Annotated in this window: 11 protein-coding genes; 5 read left to right on the forward strand and 6 right to left on the reverse strand. The window is 38.4% G+C overall.

The genetic code is table 11. The features are described 5' to 3' along the window. Nucleotides 1-311: 311 nt before the first annotated feature. Complete coding sequence (locus H6G79_RS32135) at nt 312-1703, forward strand: MATE family efflux transporter (protein ID WP_190595344.1); 1392 nt, start codon at nt 312-314, stop codon at nt 1701-1703. A gap of 316 nt (nt 1704-2019) precedes the next feature. On the opposite strand, the gene H6G79_RS32140 is transcribed toward H6G79_RS32135, so the two are convergent. Continuing rightward, the gene (locus H6G79_RS32140) at nt 2020-3543 is read right to left on the reverse strand and encodes a response regulator (RefSeq protein WP_190872446.1); all 1524 of its coding nucleotides are present in this window, start codon (nt 3541-3543) and stop codon (nt 2020-2022) included. Between the two features lie 122 nt (nt 3544-3665). Beyond that, nucleotides 3666-5480 (reverse strand): PAS domain S-box protein, encoded by a 1815-nt coding sequence (locus tag H6G79_RS32145; protein WP_190594623.1) that lies wholly within the window; start codon nt 5478-5480, stop codon nt 3666-3668. Between the two features lie 470 nt (nt 5481-5950). On the opposite strand from H6G79_RS32145, the gene H6G79_RS32150 reads away from it, so the two are divergent. The 3 genes from H6G79_RS32150 (at nt 5951) to H6G79_RS32160 (ending at nt 8231) form a co-directional block, all read left to right on the forward strand. Beyond that, entirely contained in the window at nt 5951-6841 is an 891-nt protein-coding gene (locus H6G79_RS32150) for a hypothetical protein (RefSeq protein ID WP_190594624.1), read from the forward strand. Nucleotides 6842-7246: 405 nt separating this feature from the next. Then, nucleotides 7247-7570, forward strand: coding sequence for a hypothetical protein (locus H6G79_RS32155; protein ID WP_190594625.1), 324 nt, complete (start codon nt 7247-7249; stop codon nt 7568-7570). A 415-nt stretch (nt 7571-7985) separates the two neighbouring features. Continuing rightward, on the forward strand, nt 7986-8231 hold the full coding sequence (locus H6G79_RS32160; RefSeq protein ID WP_190594626.1) for a hypothetical protein: 246 nt from the start codon (nt 7986-7988) through the stop codon (nt 8229-8231). A 610-nt stretch (nt 8232-8841) separates the two neighbouring features. On the opposite strand, the gene H6G79_RS32165 is transcribed toward H6G79_RS32160, so the two are convergent. Then, nucleotides 8842-9615 (reverse strand): glucosamine-6-phosphate deaminase, encoded by a 774-nt coding sequence (locus H6G79_RS32165; RefSeq protein ID WP_190594627.1) that lies wholly within the window; start codon nt 9613-9615, stop codon nt 8842-8844. A 291-nt stretch (nt 9616-9906) separates the two neighbouring features. On the opposite strand from H6G79_RS32165, the gene H6G79_RS32170 reads away from it, so the two are divergent. Continuing rightward, nucleotides 9907-10587: an HAD family phosphatase gene (locus H6G79_RS32170; RefSeq protein ID WP_190594628.1), complete on the forward strand. Its 681-nt coding sequence runs from the start codon at nt 9907-9909 to the stop codon at nt 10585-10587. 475 nt (nt 10588-11062) lie between these two features. On the opposite strand, the gene H6G79_RS32175 is transcribed toward H6G79_RS32170, so the two are convergent. The 3 genes from H6G79_RS32175 to ruvA form a co-directional block, all read right to left on the reverse strand. Next, nucleotides 11063-13471, reverse strand: coding sequence for an NACHT domain-containing NTPase (locus H6G79_RS32175; RefSeq protein ID WP_190594629.1), 2409 nt, complete (start codon nt 13469-13471; stop codon nt 11063-11065). A 278-nt stretch (nt 13472-13749) separates the two neighbouring features. Continuing rightward, nucleotides 13750-14952, reverse strand: a complete 1203-nt coding sequence (locus H6G79_RS32180; protein WP_190594630.1) for a S8 family serine peptidase — start codon at nt 14950-14952, stop codon at nt 13750-13752. 296 nt (nt 14953-15248) lie between these two features. After that, nucleotides 15249-15884 carry a Holliday junction branch migration protein RuvA gene (gene ruvA, locus H6G79_RS32185; RefSeq protein ID WP_190594631.1) on the reverse strand — a complete coding sequence of 212 codons (636 nt, stop codon included), beginning with the start codon at nt 15882-15884 and terminating at the stop codon, nt 15249-15251. Nucleotides 15885-15910: the final 26 nt, after the last annotated feature.

Below are 15910 nucleotides of genomic sequence, written 5' to 3' on the forward strand. Positions count from 1 at the left end.
TATAAACATAAAGAACCGTGGGACGCATGGTCTTAAAGCTCAATTAATGTCTTCCTAGAAGAGTCATTGAGAAGCCCACACTCACCCGAAGGGGAGTGTGTGGAGTACGTCACAGGAGTGAAATTCGCTACCAACGACATAAACTGCTGTTGATGTAGCAGAATTTAGGAGTCAGAAGTCTAAAGTCAGAACGACAATAGACTATCTATCTAGTTTTGATAACTAATTTGTCTACTTCACTCACGCTTTGCCATCTTTTGCAAAAGCGGAAGATGGCAAATTTCCCCATCCTCAAGTAATTTTCAAATCTAATGAGCAAGGACAATACCAGTGGCTCCAGATTGATTTCTGAAGTTAAACAATGTCTGCTGTTAGCTGTTCCACTAGCAGCAGCCCAACTAGCCCAATCAGCGACCGGCTTTGTCGATACAGTGATGATGGGTTGGTTAGGCAGTCAGACGATCGCATCTGGAGGCTTGGGTGTGGCAGTATATACCTTTTGTTTGATGATTACTACAGGTATTATTGCTGCTGTTAGCCCCTTAGCAGCAGAAGCATACGGAGCCGGGAAGCCTGAACAAGTTGGTCAAATTGTGCGACAAGGGTTAAGAATCTCCCTGCTATTAGGCATTCCAATTACAGTATTACTTTGGCATGGTAGTACTTTGCTGGTACTGTTGGGGCAGGATGTGAATGCAGCCTCACTAGCACAAACTTATTTAAGAGCGATCGCTTGGGGTTTTATCCCTGCATTGGGTTTTGCTGTATTCAAAAGCTTTCTGTCTGCCCTTTCCCAACCGCAGTTAGTGATGGTAACTGTTGTCTTGGGTACGCTGCTCAATATTACAGCTAACTATGTTTTAATGTTTGGCAAATTCGGACTACCCGCCCTAGGACTAGCTGGTATTGGTTGGGCAAGTACTTTGTCACTGTGGAGTATGTTTATTACTCTAGCTATTTATGTATTTAGTCAACGTCGCTTTGCAGTTTATAAAATATTTCAGTTGTCATCTATTACTAACTTCAACCAACAAAATTGGCGCATTGTTTGGGAAATTTTTCAAATTGGTTTACCAATCGGCGGATTAGTTGCTGTAGAAGCCGGATTATTTACCGTTGTCACCTTTATTATTGGGCAATTAGGAACAACTGCGCTCGCCGCCCATCAAATTGCTTTGCAAACAGCTTCGATGTCATTTCAGATGGCCTTGGGTATTTCTTTGGCAACGACAGTGCGTGTTGGGCAATTAGCGGGAGAGGAAAACTTACAGGGTGTCCGCTTGGCTGGATATGTAGGTATTGCCTTGGGGGCTTTATCAATGGCGATCGCGGCTCTAATATTTTGGTCAGTTCCCAAATTGATTGTTTCGCTTTATCTCGACACTCACAATTCAGACAATCAAGATGTTGTCAATCTAGCAATCAAATTACTAGCAGTTGCAGCAATTTTTCAAATTGTTGATGGCATCCAAGTCACTGCCTCTGGAGCATTACGCGGTTTAAAAGATACTCGTATCCCACTGTTAATTGGGATTTTTGCTTACTGGTGTGTTGGCTTATTGATGGGTTACGCCCTGGGAATTGGTTTTGGTTATGGTACTATCGGCCTGTGGTGGGGATTAGCCATAGGTTTAGCTAGTGCGGCTATAGTTTTGAGTTGGCGATTTAGGATTATGTCATCTAAGTGGGAAAAGAGAGACTAGTACAGTTCGGCGGAAATAAACCGACCACACTTCGACTACTTCGGCTGCGCTCAGTACAAGTACGCTCAGTGACCATAAGAAATTGCTAAAAAGCTTGTGGTATCACTATTCTTTCTTTTTCCTTTTGACCTTTGACTTTTGCCTTGTTGTACTAGTCTCTTAACTTATACCAAATTAAAAAATGATTGCGACAGATGGATGGCTCAAAAGCTTACCGATCAACCCTTACCCAATCCAAAATCTGTCTTGAAAAGTTTGCTCAAGTCGGGGAACCCGCCCACGCAACTTTTCGCAAAATCTAAAATCCAAAATGGTATTAACTGATTTCTAAATCACTCAATGTTAAAGTAAACGTTGTCCATCCCTGATGGCTGGTGACTTGGATACTACCTTGTAGCTGTGTGACTAACTTCTGGACAATTGCTAAACCTAGGCCTGTACCACCTTGGTTCCAAATATCTGCATTAGGGAAGCGGTAAAATTTTTGAAAAATTTTGGGTAATTCATCGACGGGAATTTCTGCCGAGTTACTGATGGTAAAAATCATTTTGGCTGGAATTTCAGCAGTTTCATGGCTAACACTCAACACAATTTCGCCACAAGCAGGTGTATATTTACAAGCATTGTTAAGTAATTCTACTAAGATACGTTCTAAGCTAGGACGATCAGAAAATAATGCGGGTAAATTTTCTGGTAGATAAAGGTGCAAGGTTTGTTGATGTTCTTGAGTGCGAATTTGAAATGGCTCGATGAGCCAAGGTAGCCACTGTTGTAAAACTAATAAATCAGGAGCAAGCAGGAGATTTGATGAACTTTCCAGGCGTTGTAACTCTAGTAAGTCGTTGATTAGTGCCATTTCCCGATCGCACTCGGTTTCTAAAATGTCCAGAAAATAATGCTGTTCTTGAACAGCCGTTGATATCTGTAACATTTGAATCATACCTTTCATGTGGTAGAGGGGCGATCGCAATTCATGGGAAACTAAATTTAAAAAGTCATTTTTGAATTGATTAAGCTGTTCCCATTGGGCTACAAGTTGCTCTTGCTGCATTTGCTTTTCTTTCGCTGCCATTGCCTGTAGCCTTTCTGTTACATCCCGAAACACTAACACCGCACCAATGAGATGGTTTTTATCGTCTTTGATGGGTGCAGCACTGGGATCTATGGGTGTTTCGGTACCGTTTTGAGCAATTAAAATAGTGGTAGTTGAAAAAGGTGCGATCGCCTCTGATGCTAAAACTGTTTTGATAGGATTTTCTAAAGCTTCTCTAGTATTGATATCAATAATTTTAAATACTTCTGCTATATTTTTAGCGATCGCTTCTGCCTGTGTCCACCCCGTCAACTTTTCCGCCACCGGATTCATAAAGGTGATCAGTTGATTGCGATCGCTAGATATCACACCATCACTAATACTATTAAGTAATGTCGCTAACCATTTTTGGTTAGTTTTCAATTGTTGTTCTAGTTTATGCTTTGTTAGCGCAATTTCAATATTTGTTTTTAGTTCTCTTTCTTTGAAAGGTTTGAGTAAATAACCAAATGGTTCGGTTATTTTAGCTCTTTCTAAGGTATCCTCATCTGCATAAGCCGTTAAATAAATTATCGGTATATCTAAATATTTATGAATTTCTGCTGCTGCTTGTATGCCATCCATTTGCCCTTTTAAACGGATATCCATCAGTACTAAGTCAGGGCGAAATTCTTTAGCTTTATTAATCGCCTCTTGTCCAGAAGAAGCAATTGCAGAAACTGTATAGCCAAATTTTCTCAGTCTATTTTGTAAATCCTTAGCAACAATAGATTCGTCTTCTACAACTAAAATATTCGCGTCTGTCATGTATTTGTATTATCAAATGAATTACCAATCATAGACAAATTAAATATCTAAAAAAGCAACTATATGTAATTAAAACTTTCTTAGCACCTCCTGTATACTTATAAAGTAGTATCCCCTTTAATTTAGACTAAGGGAAATGTTATTTGAAATTCTACACCAGTATGACTGTTAATCTTAATATTTCCCGAAATTTGTTGAGTTAATGCCTCAACCAACTGCCAACCTAAAGATGCTGTATTTTGGAAATTGAAATTAGGTGGTAAGCCGACTCCATTATCGCTAACAAAAATAGTAAAATTTTGATTTAAATCTTCGGTGATTCCCACAGTGATTTCGCCATTCCTCCCATTAGGAAAACCGTATTTTAAAGAGTTAGATACTAGTTCATGTACAATTAAACCACAGGGAATTGCCAAATCTAAACCGAGTAAAACCTGATGTTCAAGATAAAACCTTAAAGAAATTGCACCTGCATTAATTTCGTAAGAGCTAAATAAACTTGCAACTAAATCTTGAATATATTCACCAAAATCAATACGAGCTAAGTCAGGAGATTGATACATTTTCTCATGTACCAATGCCATTGATTCGATGCGCTGCTGACTTTTTTGAAAGACATACATATCTTCTTGTTCTTTAATATAGTCAGATTGTAAATTCAGCAGACTTGAGATTACTTGTAAATTATTTTTGACCCGATGGTAAATTTCTTTGAGTAAAACTTCTTTTTCGAGTAATGATGCTTGAATTTGTGCTTGAGATTGTTTGCGATCGCTAATATCTTCAATCACAGCAATAAAATACTTTGGCTCTCCCGAAGAATGGTGTGTTAACGAAACAGTCAAGTTAATCCAGATTACAACACCATCTTTGCGAAAATAACGTTTCTCGATGGAATATGTTTGGATATTACCTACTAATATTTCATCAACATATTTCAAAGATTCATTTAAATCATCTGGGTGAGTAATTTCCTGAAAGGTGCGTAACTCTAATTCTTCGGCTGTATAACCAACAATATCGCAAAGCCTTTGGTTAACTAATAACCATCTGCCATCTAAAGCTACATGGGCAATTCCTACTGCTGCTTGATGAAATGCCGTCCGAAATCTCTCTTCACTATCTCTTAATGCCTTCTCTATTTGTTTACGTTTAGTAATTTCTATCTCTAGTGATTTATTGATTTTTTTTAACTCTGCTGTGCGTTCTTCTACTTTAATTTCTAGTTGTGTGAGTATTTTACTTAAAGTTTCTTCGGTTTGCTTACGTTCAGTAATATCTGTATGTGACCCTACCATCCGGACGACATTATTATTTTCATCCCACAAGGCTTGACCCCGATCTAATATCCATTTATACGTCCCATCTTTACAAAGTACCCGAAATTCTTTAGCGTAAAATGGCGTAACTTTGGCAAAGTGATTCTGCACCGCTTTGACTACAGCATCTAAATCATCTGGGTGAATCCTTGTCCAAATTTCTTGCAGATGATTTTTAATTTCATCGTCTTCATAACCAAGCATTTCTTTCCAACGAGAAGAGAAAAAAACTTGATTTGTTTTAATATTCCAATCCCAAATTCCATCATTATTGCCACGCAAAGCTAATTGCCAACGTTCTTCACTTTCTCTGAGTACTTCTTCTGTGCGCTTGCGTTCAGCAATTTCTGTGGCTAGTTGCGAGTTTGCTGCTTCTAGTTGTGCATGGCTAGGTAAAGCTAGTGCTTGAGGTATTAATGGCACAAGTTGTACAGCTGTAATGACTGAAATCAAAGCTGTGATGGCTTTAATCAACCCTGATAACCAATAATTTGGATACCAAAGTGTCCAAACATCCATCACATGAGTTGTACCGCAAGCAATGATAAATGCACCAAACATTAAAAATATCCAGTCAAACGGCAAATCTTCGCGTTTGCGGACAAAATAAACCAGCATGAATGGAATTGAATAATAGGCTATTGCAGTGAGTGAGTCGGAAATAACATGCAACCCAACCAATGCCGGCTTCCAGAGATAGCAATGTCCGTGGGGAATAAACTGGTTAGTAAAAAAAAATTATCTAAAAATGCCATCCTCAAAACCTGTTAATTGTAAAAGTCTTTACCGGAGGATCATGGTTGTGGAATAGTTTTCTAACTGCTCAGTGTGCAGACACTCCTAAAGTACTTGTATCCTTCATACTGCATAATAATCGGCTTTTTAACTAAGTAATGTAATAAATATTGATTGACATCAAGTTATCTTAAAAGTCCGTGACTTGTTACCGTAAATTTTCTGAAATTGAGTTTATGTTGTATAACAAATATAACTTAGTTTTGATAACTTTTGTCTTGATTAGTTATCTTATGAGCAGTTAAGTAACATTTTCATTAAAATGCTCTGTTAAATTGGAGGATAAAAACAAAATGAAGCGTTTTTGGACGGGAATTATTGTATTAACTAGCCTATTGATAGTACCTGCTTGCTCATCGGTGACAAAATCGGATAAAACGCAGGTATCTGGTGGTGACTCACAACATACTGATCATCAGCATAGTATGTCGAGTGAACATCAGGGACACTCAATGGAACATTCTGGGGATGAAGCTAAGACAAAAATTACTACCCAAGCAAAACTAACTGCGCCAAAAAATTTGATACCAAATCAGCCTGTTAATTTAGTGATTAATGTTCAAGATACTGCTGGTAAATCTATCGACAAGTTTGATACTTTTCAAGAAAAACTGATGCACTTAATTATTGTGCGCGAGGATTTAGCATCTTATGATCATATTCATCCCAGTTACAAAGGTAATGGTCGTTTTGAAGTGAGTGCAACTTTTTCCAGTCCTGGTAACTATAGTTTGTTTAGTGACTATAAACCCTCTGGACAAAATGAAGCAATATCATTAATGCAAGTTAAAATTCCTGGTTCAATTCCTTTACCAAAAAGTTTAGAAAAATTTGAGAAAATTAAAGTCATATCTAATACTAAAGTTAATCTCGATGCTGCCAATCAAAACATTCAGGCTGGTAAAGAAGTTACCTTAAATTTTGATATCAAAGATGCGGCAAATAATCAGCCAGTTAAGGATTTAGAGCCTTATTTAGGCGAAAGAGGTCATTTAGTGATTGTGAAAAGTTCATCGCCGTTGACAGTTAATGATTATATCCATGCTCATGCCCACAAGAATAGTGCAGATGGACAGATAAAATTCGTCACTAACTTTCCTCAACCTGGAACTTATAAACTGTGGATGCAATTTCAGCGTAATGGTAAAGTTGGTACAGCAGATTTTTGGGTAAATGTAGTGTAAGTTTTGCGATCGCCTATTACAGTGTTAGTAGTCGTATCATTGGCAGTAAACAACAGGCGATCGCGGTTATGTTTATCTCATAGAAATCATACATCTATCTAAAAGTAGATTTTGATAATTATTTGAAATAGCTGAACATGATATCAAATTTGTTGCATGAGGGTTGCAATTAAGTATCAATCAGTTTATTGTGTTTGATTAAATCACGTAAATTTGTACTGTTTGTTGAGAAAAGCGAGTAAAAAAAGTAGTAGGGAGAATTACTCTATCATGTTCACCCTACTATCTGATTACTCTATTAAGACTTAACTTTGCAGTATTTCAATTCAACAGAAAGTGATAAAACCGTGTTGCAAAATTGCTCTGTGTAATTGAATGTAAAAGAAACTATAAGGGCTTGCTGGCATGAGACTATCTGAGCTAGATCCACTCATACCGCTAAATGATTTAAGAGAAGAACTCTTGAAGTTACCAAAGGGTTACTTGTTTTACGAAGAAGAACTGGTAAATTTTTTATCTCGTAGAAGATGGCCTGAGAGCGATCGCCGTATTGACCGAACAACTTTTTGGCGCTGGCGAAACGATAACGGAATTGAACGCCAAAAAGTATTTAGTCGATTGGATTTGCTCAAACTCTGTCGCATCTGCGACCACTACCGTGTAGATGGAACTCGTAATGAGTATTTATCAATTATGAAACAAAAACAAGAGTTAGCATTAAACAGATGAGGCTAAATATAGCGTTTATCAGTCTGGTGAAGTACAAATTGATAGGAGATAGAGGCTAGAGACTAGAAACTAGATGAATGTACCTTATTAAGATGAAAAACGCTGTATTTAATAACAAAGGATAACAAACCCGATTTAGGCAATAAATCGGGTTTTATTTTTATTCAAGATTTATTTCAAATAATAGAAAGTCCCTATCAATCTAAAATACAGAGGTTTTCATCCCAATGAGTTACATTCATCTATCTTCTATACCCTATAAACTTTTACTGCACTGTAAGATGACATCTATCGATAGTTAGAGAATATATGAAAATAGGATAAAGTAAATCATCCTATAAGCATGAGGTTTTTATTTATTTTTTTATAGAGAATTTTAAAGATTCACCTATTTATTAACGTTGAAAGTGTCACTATGTTCACCATTGGTGATTATGTGCTGAATCAACAAACGGGTCATCTAGGAAAAGTGATTGGTTACGGACAGCAGACTATGAATCCTAATATGCAAACCGTAACTCTCAAGGTATTAGTAGCTGAGACTGCTAATTCTCAAAGAAGAGAGTTTGTCTTTGAGGATCAAGTTTCAGCATGGGTAAAGTGGTCAACTGAAATTTATCAGTTTAGGAGTACTGAGTTGAAAGTGCTGAGTGCTGAGTGAAAACCCATAAATAAAGTCAAGGGATTGAAATTATGACTTTAAACGCTATGCGCTGATACCAATTCTATGTGAGGCTGCATTTAATCTTTTATCTTTTCTTTCTTTGTGTCCTACCCTTCGGGAAGCCGCTATCGCGTCTATGCGCCCTTTGTGGTTCGTTCTTTAATTTAGTGCATCTTCATACAGAATTGGTATGAGTGCAATTAATTTTACATTTTACTCATCACTTAAATAACCAGGACTTACACAAAATCATGAAAAAACGTAGACGCGCAAGCAGCTTCCCGCAGGTTAGGACACGAAGTTAAGAGGATTTGAGAGGGTTATTGCGTAAGTCCTAATAATGAATGAATAATTAGTTTACCTAGATAACCAAAGGTTCAATATTATGGTACGGGATGTAATTTTCTGCCTACAAGAAGTGGTTGCTGAGATAATATTAAAACCCTCTTCAACTTCTAAAAAACTAAGTGAATGCTTGATTTCACCTCCTTGCGGATGTGCTAATCCAGGCGAAGAAATCAAATGTGAAGATTGCACTTATCTTGAGGCTTGTTTGTCTAGTATTAAGCTAGAACGTAGGGAGTAGTGATGGTAATTTCTAGCATTTTTAATCCAATAAACTAGCGGAATCGACATCTAAAAATAAAGTTGCTTGTGATTGACGACGGAGAATTGATGCCGGACAATCGGTGCTGATTGTTTGTTGTAACATCTGTTTTACTATCTGGGCTTTGCGTTTTTCTGGTGCTAGGCAGATAATTTTTTTGGCTGTACAAATTAATGGTAGGGTGACAGTAAAAGCATACTGTGGCACACTGTCGATATTGGAAAAATGACCAGTATTTACTTGTTGTTGGCGATTGACTATATCTAATTTCACCAACTTGACACTATAAGGATCATGAAAATTAGCAACATCAGGATCATTAAAAGCTAAATGTCCATTTTCGCCAATACCTAAGCAACATAAATCGATTGGCTGTGCTTGGAGTAATTGCGTGTAGCGATCGCATTCAGCCACAGGCTCTAATGTATCACCTTCGAGATAATGAAATTCCTGCGGAGTCAGTTTATTTTCTACCCGTTCTCGCAGATAACGCCGGAAACTTGCAGGATGATCAGCCGTAATACCTAAATATTCATCTAAGTGAAATAAAGTAATTTTTGACCAATCTACGCCACCCAACTTAATTAACGCATCTAGAAATTTGAGTTGGGAATTTCCTGTGGCTAACAAAACGGCAGCTTTCCCCTGTTTTTCTAAGATATCCTTTAAATATTTCCTGGTAATTTGTGCAACATTCTCAGCCATTTCTGCTTCAGAATTGTAAACTTGCACTTGTAAATCATCAACACGAAAAAAATTTTTGGCAGCAACCATTGTGAAGTCTGAAGTGTGAAGTGTGAAGTCCAGTAGGGTGTGTTACGGCAATGTGAGGATTTGAGCGTGACACAAAGTAGAAATTTGCCTTAACGCACTACCACCTACCAACAAGATAACTGTTAAAACATCCTTTCAGCAGTGCGTCACCCTACTTAATTATATAAACTTCTTTCTTTCAGACTTCAGACTTCTAATAAACTGCTTCCTTTCATACTTCACACTTCATACTTCACGCTTCTAGGGTAAACTGTGTAAAGAAAGTTAATATTTATTTACACTTAAAGAATTATGCTGGCAGCAGTTCTCTTTGACTTGGATGGCACTATTGTCAATACTGATCCCATACATTACCAAGCTTGGCAGCAAATGTTGGCAGACTACAACATTGAAATAGATGAAAAATTCTACCAATCTCGGATTAGTGGACGCTTGAATCCAGAAATTGTCAAAGATATTTTGCCGCAATTATCACCAGCAGAAGGGCAGAAATTTGCCGACGATAAAGAAGCATTATTTCGTGAATTAGCTTCCCATCTGCAACCGTTGAGTGGATTTGCTGAACTCCTAGCTTGGACAGAGACACATCAGTTAAAACGGGCATTAGTTACCAATGCACCTCGGTTGAATGTAGAATTTGTGCTTGAGGTTTTAGGGATTAAAGAAGCTTTTCATACAGTGATTTTGGCGGAGGATTGCACTGCTGGGAAACCTGATCCTGCACCTTATCAAGCTGCTTTAAACAAATTAAAGATTAACGCAGAGAAAGCGATCGCCCTGGAAGATTCGCCTTCGGGTATTCGTGCGGCTGTTGCGGCTGGGATTCCTACTATTGGTATCGCCTCCACCCACGATCCACAAAATCTGCAAACAGTCGGCGCGTTTATGGCAATTCCCGATTTTACCGATTTGCAGTTGTGGACGTTTTTAAATTCTTTGACAGAGCCAGATTTAAGTGCGATCAATTTTTAGAGTTTAATCGCTCTTAGCCCATCGCGCAAATCCTAATTTTTAACACAGTAACAGCTTCCGTCTTCTGTGTAAGAGCTTCTGCTTTTACATTTCCGTGTTACGCGCAAGTTGTAAAAGCTTCTGCTTTCTGTGTAAGAGCTTCCGCTTTTACGTTTCCGTGTTACGCGCAAGGTGTAACAGCTTCTGCTTTTACGTTTCCGTGTTACGCGCAAGGTGTAACAGCTTCTGCTTTCGCGTTTACGTGTTACGCGCAAGGTGTAGCAACTTCCACGTTCACGTTAAGAATAACAGACTTGTGTTATGTCATGTCCGGCTAAGTATTTTTCGTTACATAGCTGGCTGATCGTTCGCTGTTAGACTTTGTTTAAGAGTTGGTAGGTAGCGATTCGCAATTTATGTGCGCCAAAGTTTTTGTCGGCTAGAAATTATAAAGTGATGGCGATCGCTTGACTTTTAAAACAGTCGCTACACCTAGTCAATAAAAGCGCAGCATTCTATCTTCTATTTCTGCCCAAGTTTGCGGCGATACTATCACGGCTGCTTGTTTACACTGCAAGATTAAATAATTGGCATATAGATAATTGTCCCAAGCTTTTAATTCTTCTTCAGATAAACTCACCATTTTTAAATTTAAATTAAAGGCTTTGAGTAAGGTTTGTAGCAATTTGTTGGCGAATCTGAGCTTTACAAATCGAAATTGATTATCATCAGGAATTGCTGTCTTTAAAGCTTGTAATTGCTTTATTAAATTAGCAAAATTTAAGTTATTGAAGATTTGCAATCTTTCAAGATTTCGGGTAGCTTTAATAGCTCGATCAATGGCGTAGGCGTAGTCGTAGTCGTAGGTGTTAGAGATGACGATGTCGAAGGTGTTGGCGTAGATGTTGGCGAAGTAGTTGGGGTGTTCCATAAGGAAGACGTAGGCGTTGACGTTGATGATGGCGCTGGCGATGGCGATGGCGTTAACGTAGGCGATCGCTCTTTTACCAACAGGTTTTATATCTCCAGGTGAGTTGCTTGTTTCTCGCTCTGCCCATTTTAGTAAAGCTTTTAACTTCGGCGTGTTAATGTATTTCTGTGCTGTTTTCTCCATTTGCAGCAACAACTTATCCGCATTTGGACGCAGCAAGCCTGATGTTAGTAAGAATACCTCTTTCCACGTTGTATCTATTAAATGACGATTAACTAACTCATCAAATAATTGCCAGTCGCAAATATATTTAGCAGTTAAATACTCTTGCAGCGTTAGATGAGAAAAAGCGTAAGCATCTCGTACTCTTTCTACTAAAATTCCTTGTTCTACTTGAATTGCTTTTAATACTGCTTTGCTATTTAAAGTTTTAGGTGCATTTTCATTTTTGGTTAAATTAGCTTGAATTTGTTCTATTAGCTCATCTCTGGTAAAAAATAGCCGATTTTTTTCAAAGCCGCGATAAGCTATCTCCGCCAGCATACTTTCTTCAATTGCAATAGTAAAGTCCTTAAAAAGCGGATCGCGTTTGACTCTTTTTTCTGCCAACCATTTATCTAATAAAATATCTAAAGCTTTTTTATATAATTCGCTGCGATTGTTAGTAAAACTTTGATATTCATCGTAATAAAGACAAATAAAAGTCAGCAATAGAGGAGTTCTAGCTAATTCTTTAGCAGATTCATTTTTTTGCAGTAACTCCCAACATTGACGCGCAGTATCAGCTTTTATATCTTCTTCTGACTGAAACCAATTATTGATAAACTGTTCTATTTGCTCATCTGTAAATTCAGCAATCTCTACATTCTCAAATTGTCTAAACTGTTGATGATAAGCAGCAGTGCGGCAAGAAACAATAAAGCGATTTTTTTGATATTGATTAACAAAAGCTTGAATTTGTGCGACTGCTGTATTCAAGTTTTTAGTTGGTACTTCGTCTAAACCATCAAATAAGATTAATAATTTCCCTGTCTCTAAAAGCTTTTTGGTTAAAATTTCGCTTGCGACAAAATCACAACAGTTAAACTCTTGATAAACTAATTGAGCAATATTAATTTCATCAACTTTAAATCTTTTCAATTCAATCAAGACAGGAATACACTCATATCCAAATTTACCTTGTTTTCCCTTGAATGCTTCTAATCCCATCTTGCGTAAAAATGTCGATTTACCACTTCCCGGCGCACCTAAAACCATTAAATATTGATTTTGATTAGCAACTGCTATACCTTCTTTTCTTTCCGTTTTCTCTGAGCTAACTACTCCCCTATAAGCCTTTCTGAAAGCTGCTTCTAAATCCCGAAGCGATAATGAATTAGCTATTTCCCAATTGCTGAGGAATTGGACAGCAGTATAAATATAATCCAAGGGTACGAACTGTTTCATCCCCAAAACTCTTAATTTGCCGTATCGCTTGTAATAATTTTGGTAATATTGCGAGGCAGACTTGAGAATTCTTGGCGGAACTTGTGGGTTTGAAGTATCAATTACTTGACTGAGAATTGTTGCTAAATATTTACCAGCGTCGTTAATTGCAATAGCTCGATCTAAACTAGCACGGCGCACTGCTGCTAATTCCAAGCTGCTTAAAATTTGCCGTGCTTCTCCTCTGGCTATTACGGTTTCGCTCATTTCACCGCCAGTAATAGTCAATCCTAAGCTTTCTAATTTTTTAATTGTCTCACCCACAGCATTTTTTACTTGCTGCTTTTGCAAATCAATCAAGGCTTGACGGTAAGCTTGGCGATTAGGAAAATCTGATGGTTTGAGATTAGAAACAAAGTTATTTTCTGATTGTGAATATTTGCCTTCAAGCCGTATAATCACCAGTAATTCTTCATCGCCTCTGGCTTCTTCTAGCTCTTGTTTTAGCAAGTCGTCAATTTTTTCTAGATGCTGAGGTTCTAGTCTCATATAGATAGCGTTTCCAACTTCAGTGAGTTACAAAAGAACGCCTCCCTAACCCTCCTCTTACCAAAGGGCTGTGGTGTAAACACAAGTTATAGAATTACTATCAGTTCTAGAATTACCCCACCCTAACCCTCCCCTTTCCAAGGGGAGGGAACTAGATTTCTCTTTTTCCCCCTTTTCCAAGGGGGGATTAAGGAGGGTAATTAGACTTGTGGGTACACCGTAGTTGGGGAGGGTACGCGACAGCGCGAGTGGAGTGTATTCATGTACTTGAGAATTGCTTATAATTTTACTTGAATTAAGCCGTAGCCTTGGCGGTCTTGTGGAACTTGTAAAGTTTCACATCTAGCAAATAATTCTTCTTTTAAATCTAAAACTTCTATGTTGGGATATTCTTCTAAAATTAAGGCGGCAATTCCCGAAACAATCGGCGTAGCCATTGAAGTACCGCTAATTGCTTCGTATTTATCTCCTGGTATTGATGAATAAATCTCTTTCCCCGGTGCAACTAAATTGGGTACTTGATATTGATGGGAACCTGTATTTAATGTAGCACTGCCACTAAAGCCAGCAATGCGCTTGTCAATAGTTGAACTACCAACGGAAACTACATCCCGATAATTACCAGGGCTACGGGTACGATTTCTGCCTTCATTGCCCACAGCACAAACTGGTAAAATGCCAGATAAAAGCAAACTTTCAATTGCTATTTCCATATCTGGTAAATAGCCAATAAAGCCAGCCGATATATTGACAATGCTAATTTCTGGTTGTTGGCTTACCCAAGACAGCGCCAAAATAAAATCAGAAAGATTGCCAGTACCACCAGGAATTATTACTCCACTGAAAATATTAGTATTAGGCGCAACACCAATTTTGTTGCCGCAAATTAATCCCGCAACGTGAGTGCCGTGTTTGTGTGTATCAACACTAGGATTCATGGGCAGTACCTGATAATTTTGGGCATCAAAGGTAAAGGCTTTAGTTATTCTCCCTTTTAATGCTGGATGATTGCCATCTACCCCGGTATCTAAAACGGCAATCGTGATATCTTGACCTGTATATTCATACCCTTTTTGACGGCAATTATCTAAATTAATTGCTGCTAAATGCCATAAATCAGATTGAGAAATTTCTGTTTTTAAATCAGTTGCGCTGGCTTCGGGTTGAATTAACTCAATTGGGCGGTCTTCTGTGATATCAGCATCAGGTAACTCTTCACGCATCCTGGCTGCTTCTTCTTCGGTCATTTTTACAATAACCGTACCTGTAATCACCGTTTCTGCTTGAGCAATTTGAATTACACCATCCTCTCGCGCGTCGGCAATCCAGCGTTGAATTTCTTGATAAACTGAGTCTTGCTGCCAAAAAGCTTTTACTTCCGCCGCTTGCATCCTCCGACTTTGGGGCGTTAATTTTCTCGACATCAGGGAAAGAGAGCGAGTAACTGAGGAAGTTTTAGGGCGAATAATATACAGCTTCATGAAATTGAAGGGATTTTAGCAGCTATTCTTTCATTCCTCAGTCTATGTGATTCTAGCTACAACTAGATAAATCTTTAGACATTCTTCTTGTGGTGTCATAGCTATTACCCTGCTCTGTCGCTGCGTTAATTTTCTGATATGGCAGACGCATCACCATTACGAATTGAGACAGAACTCATATTTGATTTAGGAAAAAAATCAATACACTTAGATACAGCTTCTTTCCTACTCCCGACTCCCTATTCCCTACTCCCTGTCTACACAAGTAGATTCGGAAATCAAACCGGATTCCTATATTACTGTACTTGTTCGCTGCTGAGATGGGCGATCGCTTGTTTAATCCAATCTTCCACATAAGCATCTTTCGGTAGTCCAATGTCTTCACTCACAACGTGTAAGGCGTGGCTAACTTCGTGGGCTGTGTAACCCAAGGCGAACAAAGTCATCTGCACTTCTTCTAAAATCCCTGGTGCTGGGCCGCCTGTAGCGACGAAGAACCCTGCTGATTTGCGCCATTCAATCAATTTACTTTTCAGTTCTAGACAGATGCGTTCTGCGGTTTTTTTGCCCACTCCAGGGGCTTGAATTAAGATTTGGGTGTTACCTGCGATGATGGCTTGGACTAAATCTGGTAATTCCAAGGTGTCTAGGAGGGCGATCGCTAAAGCTGCACCAATCCCGCTAACTGTTAGCAGGTGGCGAAATAAATCCCGTTCTGCTGGAGAAGCAAAGCCATACAGTAAAGGTACTTCCTCCCGAATTTGATAATGAGTGAAAATTTGCGCCACTCCGCCTGATTCTGGTAACTGCTGTGCTAACCTTTGGGGAACTTGCAAATCGTAACCAATACCATTGACTTCGATAGTCAAAATGACACGATTACCGCCAATTGTCTGAACACCTGCAACAAGACCTTTGAGATAGCTAATCATAAGAATCCACAATATTACAAAACTTT

The organism is Anabaena sp. FACHB-83 (assembly GCF_014697485.1).
Taxonomy (GTDB): domain Bacteria; phylum Cyanobacteriota; class Cyanobacteriia; order Cyanobacteriales; family Nostocaceae; genus Nostoc_B.

Excerpts from the sequence above, each read along its gene's own strand:
- H6G79_RS32135 (WP_190595344.1), top strand. The coding sequence starts at position 312 with ATGAGCAAGGACAATACCAGTGGCTCCAGATTGATTTCTGAAGTTAAA.
- H6G79_RS32160 (WP_190594626.1), top strand. The coding sequence starts at position 7,986 with ATGTTCACCATTGGTGATTATGTGCTGAATCAACAAACGGGTCATCTA.
- H6G79_RS32175 (WP_190594629.1), bottom strand. The coding sequence starts at position 13,471 with ATGAGACTAGAACCTCAGCATCTAGAAAAAATTGACGACTTGCTAAAA.
- H6G79_RS32180 (WP_190594630.1), bottom strand. The coding sequence starts at position 14,952 with ATGAAGCTGTATATTATTCGCCCTAAAACTTCCTCAGTTACTCGCTCT.
- H6G79_RS32170 (WP_190594628.1), top strand. The coding sequence starts at position 9,907 with ATGCTGGCAGCAGTTCTCTTTGACTTGGATGGCACTATTGTCAATACT.
- H6G79_RS32165 (WP_190594627.1), bottom strand. The coding sequence starts at position 9,615 with ATGGTTGCTGCCAAAAATTTTTTTCGTGTTGATGATTTACAAGTGCAA.
- ruvA (WP_190594631.1), bottom strand. The coding sequence starts at position 15,884 with ATGATTAGCTATCTCAAAGGTCTTGTTGCAGGTGTTCAGACAATTGGC.
- H6G79_RS32145 (WP_190594623.1), bottom strand. The coding sequence starts at position 5,480 with ATGCTGGTTTATTTTGTCCGCAAACGCGAAGATTTGCCGTTTGACTGG.
- H6G79_RS32150 (WP_190594624.1), top strand. The coding sequence starts at position 5,951 with ATGAAGCGTTTTTGGACGGGAATTATTGTATTAACTAGCCTATTGATA.
- H6G79_RS32155 (WP_190594625.1), top strand. The coding sequence starts at position 7,247 with ATGAGACTATCTGAGCTAGATCCACTCATACCGCTAAATGATTTAAGA.
- H6G79_RS32140 (WP_190872446.1), bottom strand. The coding sequence starts at position 3,543 with ATGACAGACGCGAATATTTTAGTTGTAGAAGACGAATCTATTGTTGCT.